The 19624-nt window shown below is 39.4% G+C and carries 16 protein-coding genes; 9 read left to right on the top strand and 7 right to left on the bottom strand.

The features are described 5' to 3' along the window. Positions 1-36: 36 nt before the first annotated feature. From HMPREF1320_RS07230 to HMPREF1320_RS07265, 8 genes are all read left to right on the top strand, one after another. The gene (locus HMPREF1320_RS07230; RefSeq protein ID WP_009418013.1) at positions 37-687 is read left to right on the top strand and encodes a hypothetical protein; all 651 of its coding nucleotides are present in this window, start codon (positions 37-39) and stop codon (positions 685-687) included. Positions 688-703: 16 nt separating this feature from the next. Next, entirely contained in the window at positions 704-1450 is a 747-nt protein-coding gene (locus tag HMPREF1320_RS07235; protein ID WP_009418038.1) for a hypothetical protein, read from the top strand. A 6-nt stretch (positions 1451-1456) separates the two neighbouring features. Continuing rightward, the gene (locus HMPREF1320_RS07240; protein ID WP_009418140.1) at positions 1457-1759 is read left to right on the top strand and encodes a winged helix-turn-helix domain-containing protein; all 303 of its coding nucleotides are present in this window, start codon (positions 1457-1459) and stop codon (positions 1757-1759) included. Between the two features lie 142 nt (positions 1760-1901). Next, a complete protein-coding gene (creD, locus tag HMPREF1320_RS07245) occupies positions 1902-3251 on the top strand; it encodes a cell envelope integrity protein CreD (protein WP_009418068.1) in 1350 nt (449 codons plus the stop codon). 416 nt (positions 3252-3667) lie between these two features. Continuing rightward, positions 3668-4024, top strand: a complete 357-nt coding sequence (locus tag HMPREF1320_RS07250) for a 4Fe-4S binding protein (protein ID WP_002672952.1) — start codon at positions 3668-3670, stop codon at positions 4022-4024. 52 nt (positions 4025-4076) lie between these two features. Next, positions 4077-5330, top strand: a complete 1254-nt coding sequence (locus HMPREF1320_RS07255; protein ID WP_009418120.1) for an NAD(P)/FAD-dependent oxidoreductase — start codon at positions 4077-4079, stop codon at positions 5328-5330. An 89-nt stretch (positions 5331-5419) separates the two neighbouring features. Beyond that, positions 5420-7423: a hypothetical protein gene (locus tag HMPREF1320_RS07260; protein WP_009418081.1), complete on the top strand. Its 2004-nt coding sequence runs from the start codon at positions 5420-5422 to the stop codon at positions 7421-7423. Between the two features lie 80 nt (positions 7424-7503). Beyond that, complete coding sequence (locus tag HMPREF1320_RS07265; RefSeq protein WP_009418028.1) at positions 7504-8814, top strand: phenylacetate--CoA ligase family protein; 1311 nt, start codon at positions 7504-7506, stop codon at positions 8812-8814. Positions 8815-8890: 76 nt separating this feature from the next. Here the strand turns inward: HMPREF1320_RS07265 and HMPREF1320_RS07270 are convergent, their stop codons facing one another. The 4 genes from HMPREF1320_RS07270 to HMPREF1320_RS07285 all read right to left on the bottom strand — a co-directional run bounded on the left by HMPREF1320_RS07270 (position 8891) and on the right by HMPREF1320_RS07285 (position 11825). After that, entirely contained in the window at positions 8891-9418 is a 528-nt protein-coding gene (locus HMPREF1320_RS07270; protein WP_009418101.1) for a hypothetical protein, read from the bottom strand. After that, positions 9415-10068 carry a hypothetical protein gene (locus tag HMPREF1320_RS11685; protein ID WP_232207539.1) on the bottom strand — a complete coding sequence of 218 codons (654 nt, stop codon included), beginning with the start codon at positions 10066-10068 and terminating at the stop codon, positions 9415-9417. Before HMPREF1320_RS11685 ends, HMPREF1320_RS07270 begins: the two co-directional genes overlap by 4 nt. A 76-nt stretch (positions 10069-10144) precedes the next feature. After that, positions 10145-10594 carry an acyl-CoA thioesterase gene (locus HMPREF1320_RS07280; RefSeq protein WP_034554339.1) on the bottom strand — a complete coding sequence of 150 codons (450 nt, stop codon included), beginning with the start codon at positions 10592-10594 and terminating at the stop codon, positions 10145-10147. After that, complete coding sequence (locus HMPREF1320_RS07285; protein WP_009417933.1) at positions 10569-11825, bottom strand: ABC transporter permease; 1257 nt, start codon at positions 11823-11825, stop codon at positions 10569-10571. The genes HMPREF1320_RS07280 and HMPREF1320_RS07285 overlap by 26 nt, the downstream gene beginning before the upstream one ends. 152 nt (positions 11826-11977) lie before the next feature. Here HMPREF1320_RS07285 and typA point away from each other — a divergent pair, with 152 nt between their 5' ends. Beyond that, positions 11978-13783 carry a translational GTPase TypA gene (typA, locus tag HMPREF1320_RS07290; RefSeq protein WP_009418049.1) on the top strand — a complete coding sequence of 602 codons (1806 nt, stop codon included), beginning with the start codon at positions 11978-11980 and terminating at the stop codon, positions 13781-13783. A 152-nt stretch (positions 13784-13935) separates the two neighbouring features. On the opposite strand, the gene rpsA is transcribed toward typA, so the two are convergent. The 3 genes from rpsA to alaS form a co-directional block, all read right to left on the bottom strand. Further along, complete coding sequence (gene rpsA / locus HMPREF1320_RS07295) at positions 13936-15696, bottom strand: 30S ribosomal protein S1 (protein WP_009418094.1); 1761 nt, start codon at positions 15694-15696, stop codon at positions 13936-13938. A 289-nt stretch (positions 15697-15985) separates the two neighbouring features. Then, positions 15986-16549, bottom strand: coding sequence for an ACP phosphodiesterase (locus HMPREF1320_RS07300; RefSeq protein WP_009418041.1), 564 nt, complete (start codon positions 16547-16549; stop codon positions 15986-15988). Beyond that, the gene (gene alaS, locus HMPREF1320_RS07305) at positions 16549-19182 is read right to left on the bottom strand and encodes an alanine--tRNA ligase (protein ID WP_009417993.1); all 2634 of its coding nucleotides are present in this window, start codon (positions 19180-19182) and stop codon (positions 16549-16551) included. The genes HMPREF1320_RS07300 and alaS overlap by 1 nt, the downstream gene beginning before the upstream one ends. Between the last annotated feature and the right edge of the window lie 442 nt (positions 19183-19624).

The following is a 19624-nucleotide window of genomic DNA, read 5'->3' on the forward strand; positions in this document are numbered from 1 at the left end:
TATTATCCGTTACTTTGCGCCACAAAGTGCTTCATTATGGAAGAGAATAAATACTTAAACGACCTACACGAGATACGCCAGATAATGCGTAAGTCTACCCTTTTTCTTTCGCTTAGCGGACTTTCCGGGGTATTGGCAGGTGTGTATGCCCTAATAGGTGCAGCAGGAGTATATATGTTGTTGGAACATCATTACATCTATTATCCTTATGTGCTTATAGAAAGTCGTACCTTTAAAGCTATTATGGCAATTGCATTAGCGGTGCTTGTAGCCTCATTGGTGACGGCTTACTTGTTTTCAGCACGTAAGGCGAAGCGCAGTGGAGAAAGTCTTGTGAATGCTACCGCCAAACGTGCTTTGTATAACTTTGCTATTCCGCTACTTACGGGTGGGATACTCAGTGTATTGCTCATCAAAAATGGGTACTACGGACTGCTTGCGCCAATGACGCTTATTTTTTACGGATTGGCGTGTGTGAACGTGAGTAAATACACCTTTGGAGATGTACATTATTTGGGAATTACCGAGATTGTGTTAGGCTTGTTAGCGGTATATTTCCCTGGTTACGGACTCTTGTTCTGGACATTGGGCTTTGGTGTGTGCCATATTCTCTATGGTGGCATTATGCACTTCAAATATGAACGAGCCCCCGAACCCCCGAAGGAGGACAATCCACAAAAGGAGTAGAATAGAGTATGATACTATGACCGAAATCTTAAAACGTTATATAGATGCTTCTAATGCTTTTCGCAAAGCAGGAGGCTCTCACGAAGGAGCTATCGCATTATACGACTTGTTGTACGACTTGCAAGCTAAAACCCAGCGCACTAAAGAAGAGGAGCGTATCCTCGCTGATACGTACACCTTATTAGAATACCACCTTTCGGCTTATGAGACTTTCGCACGTATTGCCGACCTTACTAATTATAAGGAGAAAAGCAAGTTCTCCGTTTTAGCAGACAAAGCTAAAACACATAACAACACTTTTTGTATCAAGGATATTCGTAAACTGAGAGCAAAGCAAAAACAGCAACCTTTTCAAATTAGTGATTTCAAGAAAGTAGAAGATTTTAAGTCGGAATGCGAGTATATACTCTCAAAGAAAAAAGTAGTTATTTTTAACAAAGAGGTAGAAGGAGAGTATTTTTCATTCTTTGTAAACAAAGATACTCCTTTAGAAAGTTGTTTGCATAGTATAAAAGAATACTTAGAGTGGCTTTCAGATGCTAAGGAGACACTCTTTAGCTATTATAATGAGCATTGTACTGAATATACACCTCAAGCTGATGATAATTGGTATGATACTTTAGAGGTATATAGAGGTCGTATGAATGTTTGGAGTACAGGAGTCGCTGCTCATATATCTGCTGGGGATATTTTCACCCCTGACCATTCGTTAGAAATAGATTTTGACGACAAAGAAATCACTGATATAGGGTGGGACGGATAAAGAAAATTGAAGACTTTTTTAGCACATATCAATAAGGCTTTTGACCATCGCATTCGCTTAGCGATAATGTCGGTGTTGATGGTGAATGACAGTGCCGACTTTAATACCCTGAAAGAACTCTTAGGGGTAACCGACGGCAATCTGGCAAGCCATACCCGTGCCTTGGAAGCTGAAGAGTATATCACTATTGAAAAATCGTTTGTGGGAAGGAAGACGAATACGAGTTATAAGGTAACTGAAAAGGGAAAAGAGGCTTTTCAAGAACATTTGAATGCACTCGAGAAGATTATTGGGAAATTAGGAAATTAGCAGATTTGTCGATTTGCCCCTGAACCCCCGAAGGGGGACAATCCGTAAAGGAGTAACATTATCTCCTTTCTTTTTTATAGACATACTTTGAAATACAAAGTACTTTTCTTATTGTTAATTATTAATTGTAAATTTAAATATTATGTATCCAGAAAAACCATCAACAACATCTAATGTATGGCAATCAAACACTTTTCGTTTGGTGCTTATTGGGGCACTTACTTTGGTATTGCTCATTCCGCTCTTATTAGTGCAAAACTTAGTGAGAGAGCGCAAAGAACGTCAGCAGGAGGTTATCAATGAGATTGATAGCAAGTGGGGGCGCGAGGTCTTTTTCTATGGACCTATCCTCAAAATTCCTTACAAAGTGTACAGCGACAAGAATAAAAACGCTTTTGAGACACAGTACGCTTATTTCTTCCCCGAGGAACTGAAAAATACTTCGAATGTAAAGACTGAGGTGAAGAAGCGCAACAACTACGAATCGGTGGTGTTTAATGCGTCTATGGACTTTACGGGTAGTTATGTGGCGCCTAATTTTATAGCCAAAGGAATTCCTAACGAAGATATCAGTTGGGATAAGGCTACTATTCTCATTCGCACCACTAACCTCGCGAGTATTAAGAATGGGGTAAGCATTCAATTAGGTGGCAAGAATTACGCTTTTGAACCTATCTATGAGCAAAAAGACGACGAGGATTATTACTATGAGAATGATAGTAAGGCTAATGAGGTGGCATCGCTCGAAACAGGCTTTATCAACTATCAGGAGTTTTTGCCTAACCCTTCGTTTAGTTTTACGGTGCAGTACGACGGTAGTAAGAAAATAGCTATTGTGCCCATAGGGAAGACTACCGAGAGTACCCTTACCTCTAACTGGGCTAACCCTAGCTTTACAGGTAGCTTTTTGCCTTACACCAAACAGATAAACGGCAATGGGTTTAACGCTTCGTGGAAGGTATTGCACATCAACCGTCCGTTTGCACAACAATCGTTTGGGAGTTTGCCGAACATTTCGCAATACACTTACGATGTAGATTTTATCATTCCCGTAGACCAATATCAGCAGAATGAACGCGCTACTAAATACGGTTATTTGGTAATATTCCTCACTTTCTTGATATTCTTCTTGATACAAAGCATTAGCAAGATAAAGATTCACATCTTCCAATACTCAATGATAGGCTTGGCATTGGTGTTGTTCTATACTTTGCTCATATCGATTACAGAACACAGTAGTTTCTCACTTGCTTACTTTATATCATCGGTAATGACGGTAGGACTTATCAGTTTGTATTCGGTTTCTATACTGAAAAACAAGAAGTTCCCTACTTTTATAGGACTTTCATTAGCAGCACTCTACGGTTTTATTTACGTGATTATTCAGCTGGAAAGTTATGCTTTATTAGTGGGAAGTATAGGTTTATTTACCATTTTGGCTATTGTGATGTATGTGTCGCGGAAGGTGGAATGGTCGGATTCAGGTAAATAGGTAAAAGATAAAAGATAAAAGGTAAAAAGGACTGTTAGAGAATATCTGGCAGTCTTTTTTATACCATAATGTCACAAAAATGCTAATAATACCAAGTTAATGACGGTGTGAGGTCGTAGCACGACAGGCAAATAAACAATAAACGAACAAAAGACGAACAAAAGACGAACAAAGAACGAACAAAGAACGAACAAAGAACGAACAATGAACGAACAATGAACGAACAATGAACGAACAATGAACGAACAATGAACGAAGAAAAGGTGGAGAAATGATGAAGGATAAGACTTGCAAAATAGTAGGAAAAGTGGAGTTTGTAGAAGGTGATTATGGGTAGTTGTTGAATAATAGAAATAAAAGTATTATCTTTGCACCCTTTTTAACTGATAATTCATAACTAAAAACATAAAACTCAAGTGGCTATAATAATAACTGACGATTGTATCAATTGCGGGGCTTGCGAACCCGAATGTCCTAACAATGCTATTTATGAAGGTGCTGACGATTGGCGTTATAGCGATGGTACGACCTTAAAGGGACGTGTGGTATTACCGAGCGGATTAGAAGTAGATGCGGACGAGCCCCAGAAAGCTATCAGTGATGATATTTACTTTATCGTGGCGGACAAGTGTACTGAATGCATTGGTTTTCACGATGAACCCCAATGTGCTGCTGTATGTCCTGTGGATTGTTGTGTGCCCGATGATGCCTACCAAGAAACAGAAGAAGAACTTTTGGCTAAAAAACGCTTTATTCACGACGAAGAAGCGTAGTTTTACAAAAAAAGTAGTATATTTGTCCCCATACTTTTAAAAAAGAGTATCTATGAAAAAAGAAGTAACAGATGTATTGGTAATTGGCGCAGGTCCTTCGGGTTGTGTATCAGCAGCCTATTTGCACAACAACGGTGTGAAGGTGCGCGTGGTAGAGAAAACTAAATTCCCGCGCTTGGTAGTAGGAGAGAGCCTTATTCCGCGTGTGATGGATCATTTTGAGGAAGCGGGTTTTATGCCAGCCTTGGAAGCCCAAAAGTACGAAGTAAAATGGGGTGCCCGTTTTATTCGTGGGGAACAAGTATGTCAGTTTGATTTTGGCAAGAAGTACGGCAAAGGTTGGGATTGGACGTGGCAAGTGCCTCGTGCAGATTTCGATAATGTTTTGGCACAAGAGGTCATTCGAAAAGGGGTAAATCTCACTTTTGAAACCGAAGTTACCGATGTGCAATTCTTCCCCGACCATCAGGTCACTACGGTGAAAGACGCTAATGGCGAGGTGAGCGAAATTACCTCTAAATTTGTAATTGATGCCAGTGGTTATGGGCGTGTGTTGCCTCGCTTGTTAGACCTCAATTCGCCTTCGAAGTTAGACGACCACTCGTCTATTTTTACTCATATCAAAGAGGGGAAGGTACGTCCTGCGGGTGAAGAAGGTACGCTTATTTCATTTGATGTATTGGAGCGTGAAGTATGGCTATGGGTAATACCGTTCTCTAACGGCAATACTAGCGTGGGCATTGTAGGGCCTACGCACTATATCAACGCTTTGTCGGCTTCGGGAGATACCGAAGAGGCGCTTCGCAAAGCAATCAAACGTTCTGACTTCTACCGAGCACGCTTTGAACATTCGGATTTTCTGTTCAAGCCCAATAAGATACAAAGTTATTCCTGCTCGGTGAAAAAACTCTTTGGCGAAGGGTTTGTGCTCACGGGCAACAGTACCGAGTTCTTAGATCCTGTGTTCTCCTCAGGAGTGGCATTTGCTACCGAATCGGGGATGTTGGCGGCTAAATTGGTAAAACGCGAACTTGCGGGTGAAAAAGTAGATTGGCAAAAGGAATACGCCGAGTATATGCAACGTGGTATAGAGGTGTTTACTTCTTATGTAAGAGAATGGTATACCGGCAATCTACAAACGCTTTTCTTTCATCAGCAAGGAAATGAAGAGGTGAAGAAGAAGATATGTTCGGTACTCGCAGGTTACGTGTGGGATACTACCAATCCGTTTGTAACCAAACACAAGCATATCATTGAAAATATGGCGTATGCCATTGATAACGGTTTGGGAATGAAGGAGGCATAAACTTTTTTGGCTGAACGGTAAAAAAGTAGTACCTTTGTGCCCACTTAAATACTCTTATAACTCTTAATTTTAAACTCTAAACTAAAAAAGTGCAAACAGAAGAAAAAGAATTGTATCGCTTTGTAGAAGCGGGAGATTGGACAAATTCCCTTTCAGATAGTGAAATGGAAAAACTTTTAGTAGAGACTGACTTTTCTCGAGAGCAAACCGACGAGGGACGTGACTACTGCTATTTCTTACATAAATACAGCAAAATAGACGATAATAGTGCCTCTGACTATACGTTGATGGCTTATACCCTTACCCAACCCGAAAACTTGGAACGTGCTTCGATGTATGATATGATACTCGAAGAAAATGAGTATTTCAGTATACACCGCATCAGTGTGTATCGCAACGGTCAGCTGATTGACAAAACAGCTGATACTACTATAAAAGTATTGGACAACGAAGGGCAAAGCGGTCGTGGTATTATCAGCAGTTCTAAAAAACTGAACTTCTCTATCAAAGACCTTCACTTAGACGATATCCTTATTTTGGAAGACACCAAAGAAAAGGTATTTACTGAGAAAGAGTTCTTGCGTCGGGACTTTATGAAATACGTATATGTAACCCCCGATACTTACTGGGCGTACGGTAAATACCACTTCAAGCTCATCAACAATCGCAACAAGCGTGTAGCTTATAAAGATGTATTCTTCCGCGACGAGCAGGGTAACGTAATCCCAAGTCAGGTGAAATACTTAGCGCAAGGAGAGGCATTTGAGATAGTACAAGAAAACTACATCAACCCAGTAGACCCTAACCGCGAAATCTTCCCTTTTATAGATTTCGCTACTGATAGTACTTGGAAAGAACTTTCTAACTATATCTATCCGCTTTACGAGGAAGTGTTCAAAGCACAACCTGCTGATTTTGCCCCCGATTTGGTGGAGAAACTCAACGGTATGGCTACCCTCGATGAGAAATTGCAATATGCCATAGAGTTCGTGCAAAACAACATCTACTACGTGTACAACGCCGATGAGATGAATGGACACAAACCACAAGCACCTGCACTTACTTACCAAAATAAGCAAGGTGATTGTAAAGCGAAATGCGTATTGTTGAAATCTATCCTCAACTATCTCGGTGTAGAGGCTTCAGTGATATTGGTGAACTACAATTCTGATTATTACTTGCAATTCTATCTCCCTTCGTTGCTTTCATTCAATCACGTAGTGGTGAAAATCAATTACGAAGGTAAAGAATACTTTGTAGATGCAACTGCTCGTAATGAGTTTGGTAAATTGGAGAAACGCGCAGTGATTTCTTTTTGTCACTTTATGGAGATATTGCCTGACCAAGAGTTACAAGTGCGCAAACCTACCCATTTCGACAATTTTTGTATAGATGAGCACATCACCTTAGAAGCCAAAGGTAATACGGGCAAAATACAACTGCTTACTACTTATCGTTACAATCGTGCAAACTCTATGCGAGCTTACTTCAAGTCGAGCAACAAAAACGAACGTTTGGACAGCTGGAACAACTCCTTGTTCTATGCGCTCAACTATGTGAACGACCGCAAAGGCAAAGATTTCCGCGAGATATTCAAAGATGCTACTTTGCAAATAGTGAAGGACGATAAGGTGGAAAATGAATTTGTAGTGAAGTACGAAGCAACTATTGAACAGCCTTATTTTATAGACAATGAAGGTCGTCGTTTCTTGATGTACTACGATGGTAGTGTGTTGAAAAACAGCATTCGTGAACACCAGCACAGCGATGCAAGCTTTTGGCATAACTTCGATAGCGAGCGTTACGAAATAGAGCTCAAAACCGATGAGAATATCGATACTAAGGAAAAATACACCGTACAAGAGTGTGATATCGAAAACGAGTATTTCACCCATAAAACCCAAAAGTTTATCACTAAAAACTCAGGTAAGGTGATTGTAGAGTACAATCCGCTCACGAATATCGAATTGCCATTAGATAAATTGGAACCTATTCGAGAAGATTATCACACTATGGCTGATAGCAACTTCGGTATCGGTATCGATGTGGTAGAAAAAGGATTCTTAAATTCCTTAAAACGACTTTTTAAATAAGGAAATCTACATACAACTTTGCCAAAGGTGTGAGTCACACGGGCATTAGAGCCTTTGGCAAAGTTTTATTAACAAAAATAATGAGTGCACTTATTCCAACCATAGAAACCCAATCGGAAGCCGAGATTATCGCTTTTCAAGAAGAAAAACTGCGAGAGCTATTGCAATATCTCAATGAAAAATCGGTTTTTTATCAAAATCTCTTCCGCAAGCACCATATCCGTATAGAAGATATCCGCACCCTTGCCGATTTACAAAAAATACCCACAACCCATAAAGACGATTTGCAACGCGAGAATGATGCTTTTCTCTGCGTACCTAAAACTGCTATTGTAGACTATGCTTCTACCTCAGGCACTATGGGAACGCCCGTTACTTTCGGTCTCACTGACAGGGATTTAGACCGTTTGGCGTACAACGAAGCTATCTCATTAGCTTGTGCAGGCATTCAAAAAGGCGATGTAGTCCAACTGATGACCACTATTGACCGCCGTTTTATGGCAGGATTGGCTTATTTTTTAGGCATACGCCGAATGGGAGCGAGCATCATTAGGGTAGGGGCAGGAATACCCGAATTGCAATGGGATTCTATCCGATTGTACGAACCTAAATACCTTATTGCGGTTCCTTCCTTTGTGCTGAAAATGATAGAATATGCCGAAAAGAATGGTATCGACTATCGCGCTTCTTCCGTAAAGGGAGTGGTGTGTATAGGCGAGGCGTTGCGCAATCAGGATTTTAGCCCTACACTCTTAGCGAAAAAGATTACCGAAAAATGGCAGGGATTGCAACTCTACTCTACTTATGCTTCTACCGAGATGAGCACTACTTTCACTGAGTGTGAGTACCAACACGGAGGGCATCACCACCCTGAGCTCATCATTACCGAAGTATTAGATGACGATGGTCACCCCGTACCCGATGGTGAGAGTGGAGAGCTCACGATTACCACTTTGGGAGTGGAAGGTATGCCACTATTGCGTTTTCGCACAGGCGATATAGTAGCGATGCACACTACCCCTTGTAAGTGCGGGCGACATACGGCACGAGTGAGCCCTGTACTGGGTCGCAAACAGCAGATGATTAAATACAAAGGAACGACCCTCTACCCGCCAGCCCTAATGGATTTGCTTACGGGGTTTGAAGCCATAGAGAATTACATTATAGAAATCAATACCAATGATATCCTCACCGATGAAATTCTCATCAAAATAGGGACAAAAAACCCTACTGAAGCTCTTCGCGAGCAAATAAGTCATCACTTCCGTGCTAAACTCAGGGTAGTACCTAAGATTGAGTTCTGCGATATAGCCCTCATTGAGCAGCAGCTCTATCCGTTGGGCAGTCGCAAACCGATGAAATTTGTAGATAAACGCAAACCGTTAAATTAAATTGTATATGAAAACAAAAAAACTATTAGCAAATCTTATTTTTATGTGTTACTTTAGCTGTAACAGCCCAAGATTTTCAAGAATAGAGATTTGTTAAATCTTTATCTAACTCCATTCGATTGAAAGCAAAAAGCCCTTTTTCTATTTCTCGAGCTGTTTTGTTATGTTCTCTTGCAAGTTTTCTTATAAAATCTAAATAATTAAGCCAGCTATTAGAAGTAATAACTTTCCATTCAATTTTGTAAAGAGTCTTTAAAGCTTGCATACAGCGTTCATCAATAATGGGATAGTTATTATCACTATCTGTTACGCTTAAAATTGCAGAAGCAACTGGGATTCTTACACCTTTGAGTTCTGTAAGCTTCTCTATTTTTTTCTTTTCATCACTTTCTGCAAAGGCTTCTTTGGTGATTTTCTTTACAAGGGTTGCATCGTTGGAATCATATCTTTTTTTAGCGCGGCGTGATTTCCACAAGCAAATTTGCATAAATTGTTTTTTTGTGAGAAAGCCCTTTTTACGCCATTTTTTCCCACGTTTGTAAAGTTCTTTTTCTACATCGTAAGACTTTATGTAGAAGTCTAATTTTTCAATAAATTTATTCATTTTAATTCTTTTAGTACTTTATTTTTTAGAAGTAAAAATTTCTCATAAGAGTTGTAAGGAGCTCCTTCTTTAACTCTTTCACTATATGTATCGAATAATTTTTTTAGTTCTTCATTAGATATGTTTGCCATTTTGCCTACAAAGTAGAAAAAAAGACATTGGTCATAAAGGTAAGGTTTAGTCTCTATATTTTCTTGAACTACCCAATTGTATACTTTTTTGATGTCATAACATTCATTGAGAAAAGGTATCATAATAGTTTTATAATATTCTTCCCATTCTTTAAAAAGTTCCTCAGGTTCTTTATTGCGTATCATAGTGTGTTTTCTAAGTTCCTCAGGTGTCAAACGTCTACCAAAAGAATATTTGTCTGGGATCTCAGAAAAAGTACACCCTATTAATTCACTGTGAAAAGGGGTAATACCTAATGCTTTCAACTGCTCTAAAACTAAGAGATTCCGATAGTTTACGTATGTTGTGAACCTATTTCTCGTATAGCGAAGGCCAATTTCAAACTGATGCTCTCCCTCTGTTTTGGTGAAAAACATAAAATTTATACAACTTCTTTTTGTGTCTGTATCAAACCCTTCATTGGTTAATTTTTCATAGACCTTTTTTACAAATACTTCTGTATATATAACTCCTCTCATTGTGCTTAGAAATTTTCACAAAAGTAAGAAAAATAACCTTCAAAAACAAGAGAAAAGCTGTTTTTTTTGATAATTATCAATTGTCAATTGTCAATTGTTTCTCCCATTCTTCAAAAAACTTAGGTTTGTACAGCGATAAGTTATTATCTTTTAGAGAAGTAAACACTTGTACAGTTTCTCCCGTACAAACCAACTCATTGGCTTCGTTGTAGATAAAATACTGAAAGATGAGTTTCGCTACATTAGTGGGAATATAGTGAGTTTCAATACGCAAGCGTTCGCCATAGCGCACCATTTTCTTGTGTTCGCATACGCTCTTCACAATAGGGGTTGCATAGCCTTCGCGCTCTACATCAAGGTAAGAAATACCGTATTTTCTGCCAAACGCTTCCCGTCCATCTTCAAAATATTTGATGTAGTTGCCGTGCCACACAATACCAAGCGGATCGGTTTCGCTAAATCGTACAGTAATGGTAAGAGTCTCAGATAAATTCATAGGTTTATACGTTTCTTTTGGCTTTGTCATAATAAATAGAGATAAGAATGCAAGTGATGAAAAAGAGTAATAAAGCACCTATTTTAGGCAATAAACTACTCGCAGAGTCCCCTCTTAGTAATACCTCGTAGAAGGCTTGTAAGCCCCAGTTCATAGGGGAAATATTAGAAAGTAATTGCATAATATGAGGCATTGCAAAGGTAGGTATCCACACACCTCCAATGGCTGCAAAAAGCACCGTGAGGGTAGCTCCCAAAGGTGCTGATTGTTCTTGTGTTTTTGCCAAAGTACCTAAGAGTACCCCCAAGCCTATCGCCGAAAGCCCTGAGGCTATCGCGACTAATAACAATGGTAAGAGTTTACCGCTCACTTCTAACATTGGTAAACCTAAGTAAGGAAATACGAACACACCCATTACTACCATCAAAGCGAATTGCAATAGGCTAATCATCAAGAAAACAATGATTTTAGCGGTGAGTAATGCCCAGTAGGGTAGGGGACTCGTGAAGAGTCGGAGTCCTGTGCCTTGTGTTTTTTCCTTTACAATACTTGCCGATAGCGGTATGGTAATGAAGAAGATAGCAAAGAGAGCCCACGCGGGTACGTTGTGCTGGGTAGTGTTGGGGATAGCAGCAGTAGCCGTATTAGGATTGATTTCTCTAAAACTCACTAATGCTTCAGTTTTAGGTAAACGTACCCCTTCCTCTAACTGGTTCTCAAAGGCTTTATAAATAAACTGATTTTCTATTTGGTATAGCAATTTGTCAATACCACTCTTCACACTCTCCTTAAAGGAAGTTTGCAAAGTAGGGTCAAAATAAAGGCGTATTTCTTTGGTAGCATAAGCCGTTTCAGTAGGCGTTACAGTCTCACCTGCAAAAGTGCTGATAATCGTCTCTACATTCTGTTGCACTTTAGTTTGCAAGCTGGAGGAGAGTTCAGCAGGAATTACAATAGCGAGCAGGTAGTTGCCTTTCAGTACCTGCTCACGCGCCATAGCTTCGCCAATAGGTTTACCGTCCAGCGTTTTCACCATTTCAAAAGCACTTCCTTCTAAACCCTTACTGATGTTTTTGGCAATTTCACCGCCATCCTTATCCACTAACAAAACGGCTGTTTTCTGCTCACTGATATTCTTAAAAGCTCCGTCCTGCAATAGTGTAATGGTTACCACTAATAGTAATGGCATTGCAAAGAGAATGATAAGTGCCCCCACATCGCGAAGTAGCAATAAGGCTTCTTTTTTTATAGATTGAAACATAACGGTTTGAATAGGGGGCAAAGATAGTAAATAAATACCAAATGATTCCAATAATATCAGAAAAGGCAATAATTGTCAATTTACAAATTTGCTAAATTGCTAATTACTTCGTAATTTTGCACCCTCAAATTTTTAAAACACAAATTATATCTATGACCGCTATTAGAAATATAGCAATTATTGCCCACGTAGACCACGGCAAAACTACCTTAGTAGACAAGATTTTACACCACTGCGCTCTCTTCCGCGAAAATCAAGATTCAGGCGAACTGATATTAGATAATAACGACCTCGAACGCGAACGAGGAATTACTATCCTCTCTAAAAATGTTTCAGTAGTTTATAAAGACATCAAAATAAACATTATCGATACACCTGGACACGCCGACTTTGGTGGGGAGGTGGAACGTGTACTCAATATGGCCGATGGCGTGCTCTTGCTTGTTGATGCTTTTGAAGGTCCTATGCCACAAACGCGTTTTGTACTCCAAAAGGCTATAGAGATGAAGTTGAAACCCATTGTGGTAATCAACAAAGTTGATAAAGAAAACTGTACTCCTGATGAGGTACACGAAGCTGTATTCGATCTGATGTTTGAACTCGGTGCTGAAGATTGGCAGTTAGATTTTCCTACCGTATATGGTTCAGCTAAACAAAACTGGATGTCAGAAGATTGGCATAAGAAAACTGATAGTATTGCTCCTCTACTTGATATGGTGGTAGAGCATATTCCGGCTCCTCAAATTGAAGAGGGTAGCTTACAAATGCTCATCACTTCATTAGATTATTCTACCTTTACAGGACGTATTGCTATTGGTCGCTTACACCGTGGCACACTAAAATCGGGTATGAATATTTCACTGATGAAACGCGATGGAACTATCATAAAATCTAAAATTAAAGAATTACACATTTTTGATGGTTTAGGTCGTAAGAAAGTAGAAGAAGTACAAGCAGGCGACATTTGTGCGATTGCAGGCTTAGAAGGCTTTGAAATTGGTGATACTATCGCCGATTACGAAAACCCTGAAGCGCTCCCTACTATCGCTATCGATGAACCTACTATGAGTATGCTATTTACTATTAATGATTCTCCTTTCTTTGGTAAAGACGGGAAGTTTGTAACCTCTCGCCATATCAAAGAACGTTTAGAGCGTGAATTAGAAAAAAACCTTGCTTTACGCGTAGAACCTACTGATAGTGCCGATAAGTTTATCGTTTATGGTCGTGGGGTATTGCACCTCTCAGTGCTCATTGAAACAATGCGTCGTGAAGGTTATGAATTGCAAATTGGTCAGCCACAGGTTATCATTAAAGAGATTGACGGAGTGAAATGCGAACCTATAGAAGAACTTACTATTGATTTGCCTGAGAATGTAAGTGGTAAAGCAGTAGATTTAGTTACCCTTCGCAAAGGCGAAATGCTAAGTATGGAGCCCAAAGGTGAACGTATGATTATTAAGTTTATCATTCCTTCTCGCGGTATCATTGGTTTGCGTAACCAATTGCTTACAGCTACTGCTGGTGAAGCTATTATTCACCACCGTTTCTTGGAGTTTCAGCCTTTCAAAGGTGAAATAGCAGGACGTATTAATGGTTCGCTTATTTCTATGGAACAAGGAACTGCTATTCCTTATTCTCTCGACAAATTGCAAGACCGAGGTAAGTTCTTCATCTTCCCTGGTGAAGATATTTATACAGGACAAGTAATTGGTGAAAACTCTCGTAGTGGAGATATAGTAGTAAATGTAACGAAGACTAAAAAACTTACTAACGTACGTGCTGCGGGCTCTGATGAAAAAGTAAAATTAGCACCGCCTATTAAGTTTTCCTTAGAAGAAGCCTTAGAGTATATTCAAAAAGATGAGTATGTAGAAGTAACTCCTAAAAATATGCGTTTACGCAAAATCTACTTAGATGAGAATGAACGCAAACGCCACGAAAAGGAGTTTAAGTAATCTTTAATATTTAATAAAAGAAAGCCTCAGTATATAAAAATACTGAGGCTTTCTTTTATGAATAATAGATATATCATAAATAATAAAAAAAGTCGTCACTTCCCAGCAACGACTTTTCCTCATTAAAACAAAAAATTATGAAAAAAACTAAATTACTTCTCTTTTTCCATCTTGTCTTTCAACTCTTGTAACGCTTCAAGGTCACCAAGTGTTGATTTTTCGACTGTAGATGAGTTGGTATTTACAGCAGCTTCTTTAGCTATTTTCTCTTCTTCTTCTTTGAAGATAGCAGTGTGAGAAGCTACTACACGTTTAAATTCTTTGTTGAACTCAATTACTTTGAAATCAGCAGTGTCTCCTTTGCCCAATTTCTTTCCGTCTTCTTTTTCTAAGTGACGTGAAGGAACAAACGCTAAGATATCGTCGTTGAAAGGAACAGTAGCACCTTTGTCTACCATTTTAGAAATAGTACCTTTGTGAACTGTACCTACCGCAAATTCAGTTTCGTATTTGTCCCAAGGGTTAGGAGTGGTTTGCTTGTGCCCTAATGACAATTTGTGTCCTTCGGGATCTAATTCAAGTACTACTACTTCAATCTTATCACCAGAGTTTACAAATTCTGATGGGTGTTTAATTTTCTTAGTCCAAGAAAGGTCGGTGATGTGGATAAGACCATCGATACCTTCTTCGAGTTCTACGAATACACCGAAATTAGTGAAATTGCGAACAGTACCTGTATGTTTAGAACCTACTGGATATTTCTCAGTAATGTTAATCCAAGGGTCTGGGGTAAGTTGTTTAATACCCAAAGACATTTTGCGCTCGTTGCGGTCGAGAGTCAAGATAACAGCTTCTACTTCGTCGCCGAGTTTTACGAAATCTTGAGCAGAACGCAAGTGAGTACTCCAAGACATTTCAGAAACGTGGATAAGACCTTCTACACCATCAGCGATTTCTACGAAAGCACCGTAGTCGGCAATTACCACTACTTTACCTTTTACTTTATCGCCTACTTTAAGGTCGTCAGCAAGAGCGTCCCAAGGGTGTTTGCTAAGCTGTTTTAAACCTAATTGGATACGTGATTTGTTGTCGTCGAAATCGAGGATTACCACATTGAGTTTTTGGTCTACCGATACCACTTCGCTTGGGTGATTGATACGAGCCCAAGAAAGGTCGGTGATGTGAATCAATCCGTCTACGCCACCAAGGTCTACAAATACACCGTAAGAAGTGATATTTTTCACAACTCCTTCGAGTACTTGTCCTTTTTCGAGTTGACCGATGATTTCTTTCTTCTGTTCTTCGATATCTGCTTCGATGAGCGCTTTGTGAGAAACCACTACGTTTTTGAACTCGTGATTTACTTTCACAATCTTGAATTCCATTGTTTTGTTTACGAATTGTTCGTAATCGCGGATAGGTTTCACATCGATTTGAGAACCAGGTAAGAATGCTTCGATGCCAAATACATCTACTATCATACCGCCTTTGGTACGGCTTTTTACAAAACCGTTTACGATTTCGCCGTTTTCGTGTGCCAAGTTAATTCTATCCCAAGCTTTAAGCGTACGTGCTTTGCGGTGTGAAAGTACTAACTGACCGTTTTTATCCTCACGGATATCGATAAGCACTTCTACTTTGTCACCTACTTTCAGGTTCGGGTTGTAGCGAAACTCGTTGAGAGAGATAACGCCTTCTGATTTAGCGTTAATGTCGATAATCGCTTCTCTGTCAGTGATGCGAGTTACTACTCCTTCTACTACTTCATTGTCTTGAGTGTCAACGAAATTGTTTTTAACCAATTCTTCGAAGTTTTTCAATTGGTCTTCTTGTACGCTGTCAATACCTTCTTGGTATTTGTCCCAATCAAAGTTCTGTAAGAACTCTTCTGGATTTTGAGTGTTTTCAGCCATTTGCTGATAATAAAATTTGTATTTCCTAATTAGGAACGAGAGTATTTTAGTAGGGCTATTTCTAATAGGAAAGAATGAAACAATAATGATAAATTAATACTCTATGCCCTTAAAAAATTATGGCAAAATTACGAATAATCTTTGAATTAGCCAAATAATTTTATGATTTTTGAAGATGTTTTTTTATCTGTAAATGTGTATCTATTTGTTTATTAGATAATTATATGAATATTGTGTTAAGTAGAAATGTTACTAAGAAACAATCAATTCTACTGAAAAGTTTTTGTAATTACATCATTTGTATTTCTTTAAAGAACTGAGTAAATTCTTCTTCATATAATTTTTCATCTCTTTTTAAATCTTCTATGGCATATTGCATTTTCGAAACAAAGCCTGTACGCCTATCCATTCGGTATAATATGGAAGAGATACCTTCAAAGGTTTGATAGCTTTCTAACCAACGTTCGGCAATGATGTATTTGCTCAAAGTTTGAGCTTTATCGTTGAGCAAGTGCTGATGGCGTTCTAAGGCATCGTAAAAGTGCTGAACATATTGTTCTAAGGATTTATCAGAATATTCTTTCCAATGTTTAGCAAGACAATAATCGTAAAAAATATCTACCAGCACCCCTGCGTAATGGTTGTAAGTAGGCACCAATCGGTGTTTACTTTTCCGGAAAATGGCGTGTGCATCTGTGAAAGTATCTATTCTGCGATGTAATAAAATACCCCGTTGCATTGCTTCGGGGTATTGTAAGTATTCTTTGCCTCGTACGGTATCGGCGATAAAGTTGCCAATAGTGAGCAGTTCATCGCCTTCTCCTGAAAGGTAGATATGAGCTAAAAAGTTCATTATAAATAATCTTTTACCTTAGAAAGTGCTTCGGTAATACCACTGGGGTTTTTACCTCCTGCGGTTGCAAAAAATGGCTGTCCGCCACCTCCTCCGTGAATGTATTTGCCCAGTTCTCGTACTATCTTACCAGCATCTAATCCTTTGGCTTGTGCCAATTCTTTATTGATATAGCATAACAAGAGTGCTTTGCCTTCTTCGTGAGCTGATCCAAAGAATACAAAAGCATTTTTTACCTCATTACCCAACTCGAAAGCAAGGTCTTTGAGAGTTGCCACTTCTGCATCTACCCGTTTTACGAGACACTGAACACCATTTACTTCTGTAAATTCAGCTTTGATGCTTGTTTTAAGTTGTTTAGCTTGTTCTTTTCTCAACTGTTCAAGCTCTTTGTGTAAAGCTGCATTTTCTTCTTGCAAGTGCCTAATCGCTTTTACAGGGTCTTGGGCGTTTTTCAGCGTTTCTTTTATTTGTTCTACTAGCTGTTCTTGTTCTGTAAAATACTTCATAGCTCCTCCACGGGTAATCGCTTCAATACGGCGAATCCCTGCTGCTACTGCACCTTCTGAGATGATTTTGAAATACCAAATATCGCCTGTGTTCTTTACGTGAGTTCCCCCACAAAGCTCTTTGCTATCACCAAACTGAATCATACGCACACGGTCGCCGTACTTTTCACCAAAGAGTGCCATAGCACCTGATTCCACGGCTTGTTGCATAGGAATATTACGATGCTCTTGCAAAGGAATTTTCTCAAAAATACGTTTGTTTACCAATTGCTCTACCTTTTTGAGCTCTTCCTCAGTAAGTTTAGCAAAGTGAGAGAAGTCGAAGCGCAAAGTTTCAGGAGCTACACGTGAGCCCTTCTGTTCAACGTGTGTACCCAACACTTCGCGTAAGGCTTGGTGTAATAGGTGGGTAGCACTGTGGTTAGCTTCTGCCATTTCACGTGATATTGAATGTACTTCTGCTTTGAAAGGGTCGTTTAAATTAGTAGGTAGGTGTTCTGAAATGTGAATGATAAGGTTATTTTCTTTTTTGGTATCTAAAATATAGATAAGCTCACCGTTAGCACTTTGTAGAGTACCTTTATCGCCCACTTGTCCACCTCCTTCCGGATAAAAAGGAGTAGTGTTGAATACCAGCTGAAAATGAGTACCGTCTTTCTGACTTTCCACTCTGCGGTATTTCACCAATCGCACCACAGCCTCTAAGGTATCATAGCCTATAAACTCCTCTTCATCGTCGTCGCGAAGTATTACCCAGTCGTCAGCTTTTATTTGAGCTGCTGCACGTGAACGCTCTTTTTGTTTTTGTAATTGTTCTTCAAAACTGGCTTCGTCCATAGTGAGCCCTTTCTCCGAAAGAATGAGCGCTGTCAAATCTTTGGGGAAGCCGTAAGTGTCGTATAATTCAAAGGCTTTACCGCCCGATAGTTGCTTGCCAGGACTGTTTTGTATCATCACATCTAGCATTAGCAAACCTTGTTCAAGCGTGCGCAAGAAAGAGGCTTCTTCTTCTTTTATGACGCTCATAATCAGGAATTGTTGTTTCTCCAATTCGGGGAAAGTACCTCCCATTTGGTTAGAGAGTGTCTCTACTAATTTGTAGATAAACGGTTCTTTTTGGTTTAAGAAAGTAAAACCATAGCGAATAGCACGGCGCAAAATACGGCGTATCACATAACCAGCACCATTGTTAGAGGGCAACTGACCGTCGGTAATAGCAAAAGCCACAGCCCTAATATGGTCTGAAATCACACGAATGGCAATGTTTACTTGTTCTTGTTCAGCAGTTACACGGTCGCCTGAGGTATATCTACTTTGGGTAATCTCTTCCACTTTGTGAATCAGTGGGGTAAACACATCGGTATCGTAATTTGATTGTTTCTTCTGCAATACCATACAGAGGCGTTCAAAACCCATACCTGTATCCACGTTGCGAGAAGGTAGTTTTTCGAGACTACCGTCGGCTTTGCGGTTGAACTCCATAAACACATTGTTCCAAATCTCAATTACCTGAGGGTGGTCGTTATTCACAAGGTCGCGACCTGGCACTTTGGCTTTCTCTTCTTCCGAACGAATGTCCACGTGAATTTCGGTACAAGGACCACAAGGACCTTGGTCACCCATTTCCCAAAAGTTATCTTTTTTATTTCCGAGAAGTATATGGTTTTCAGCAATCCGTTCTTTCCATATATCATAGGCTTCTTGGTCAAAAGGCACACCGTCTTCTTCACTGCCTTCAAAAACGGTTACATAGAGGTTTTCTTTGGGAATTTTGTATATTTCGGTGAGCAATTCCCACGCCCAGCTAATGGCTTCTTTTTTGAAGTAATCGCCAAACGACCAGTTGCCAAGCATCTCAAACATCGTGTGGTGATACGTGTCGCGACCTACCTCTTCCAAATCGTTGTGCTTCCCCGATACGCGCAAACACTTTTGAGTATCGGCTACGCGTTTGTATTTAGGTTTAGCATTACCAAGGAAGAACTCTTTAAATTGGTTCATACCAGCGTTGGTAAACATCAGGGTAGGGTCGTTTTTAACCACCATAGGAGCCGAGGGGACAATAGTGTGCCCTTTGCTTTCAAAGAATTTTAGGAATTGTTCTCTTATTTCTTGCGAAGTCATATATTTTTAACTAACGATTGACAGTTAATAATTAACATTTTCAGGGCGCAAAGGTACGAACTAATTAGCAAATTCACAAATTTGCTAATCTGCTAATTTCTCCCTCAGCTTTAGCTGAGCAATCCGCAGAATAATGATGTTTTACAAAAGAATTATCTGTGCTAAATCTGTGCAATCCGTGAAGTCTTTGCAAGACTTTCAGGTAGCTTACTGACTATTTGTTTTATTTGTAAAAATTTGTAAGATTTCTGTAGCGTAAGCTACATTCTTTTCACATCAATTAATTGAACCCTTGATTGATATTAGTGACATTCTAAGTTCAATTGCTATTCAGTTAGTATTCAATTAATCTTTGGTTAGTCTTCATTGTAGAGCCACTGTAGAGCCACTGTAGACCCACTGAAAAGCCACTCATTCTTTAATTATTCTATAAGCTTTGTAT

This window comes from Capnocytophaga sp. oral taxon 335 str. F0486 (assembly GCF_000277665.1).
In the GTDB taxonomy this organism is placed as follows: domain Bacteria; phylum Bacteroidota; class Bacteroidia; order Flavobacteriales; family Flavobacteriaceae; genus Capnocytophaga; species Capnocytophaga ochracea.

Coding starts and splice junctions, on each gene's coding strand:
- HMPREF1320_RS07230 (WP_009418013.1), top strand. CDS start 37: ATGGAAGAGAATAAATACTTAAACGACCTACACGAGATACGCCAGATA.
- HMPREF1320_RS07235 (WP_009418038.1), top strand. CDS start 704: ATGACCGAAATCTTAAAACGTTATATAGATGCTTCTAATGCTTTTCGC.
- creD (WP_009418068.1), top strand. CDS start 1,902: ATGTATCCAGAAAAACCATCAACAACATCTAATGTATGGCAATCAAAC.
- HMPREF1320_RS07255 (WP_009418120.1), top strand. CDS start 4,077: ATGAAAAAAGAAGTAACAGATGTATTGGTAATTGGCGCAGGTCCTTCG.
- HMPREF1320_RS07265 (WP_009418028.1), top strand. CDS start 7,504: ATGAGTGCACTTATTCCAACCATAGAAACCCAATCGGAAGCCGAGATT.
- HMPREF1320_RS07270 (WP_009418101.1), bottom strand. CDS start 9,418: ATGAATAAATTTATTGAAAAATTAGACTTCTACATAAAGTCTTACGAT.
- HMPREF1320_RS11685 (WP_232207539.1), bottom strand. CDS start 10,068: ATGAGAGGAGTTATATATACAGAAGTATTTGTAAAAAAGGTCTATGAA.
- HMPREF1320_RS07280 (WP_034554339.1), bottom strand. CDS start 10,594: ATGACAAAGCCAAAAGAAACGTATAAACCTATGAATTTATCTGAGACT.
- HMPREF1320_RS07285 (WP_009417933.1), bottom strand. CDS start 11,825: ATGTTTCAATCTATAAAAAAAGAAGCCTTATTGCTACTTCGCGATGTG.
- typA (WP_009418049.1), top strand. CDS start 11,978: ATGACCGCTATTAGAAATATAGCAATTATTGCCCACGTAGACCACGGC.
- rpsA (WP_009418094.1), bottom strand. CDS start 15,696: ATGGCTGAAAACACTCAAAATCCAGAAGAGTTCTTACAGAACTTTGAT.
- HMPREF1320_RS07300 (WP_009418041.1), bottom strand. CDS start 16,549: ATGAACTTTTTAGCTCATATCTACCTTTCAGGAGAAGGCGATGAACTG.
- alaS (WP_009417993.1), bottom strand. CDS start 19,182: ATGACTTCGCAAGAAATAAGAGAACAATTCCTAAAATTCTTTGAAAGC.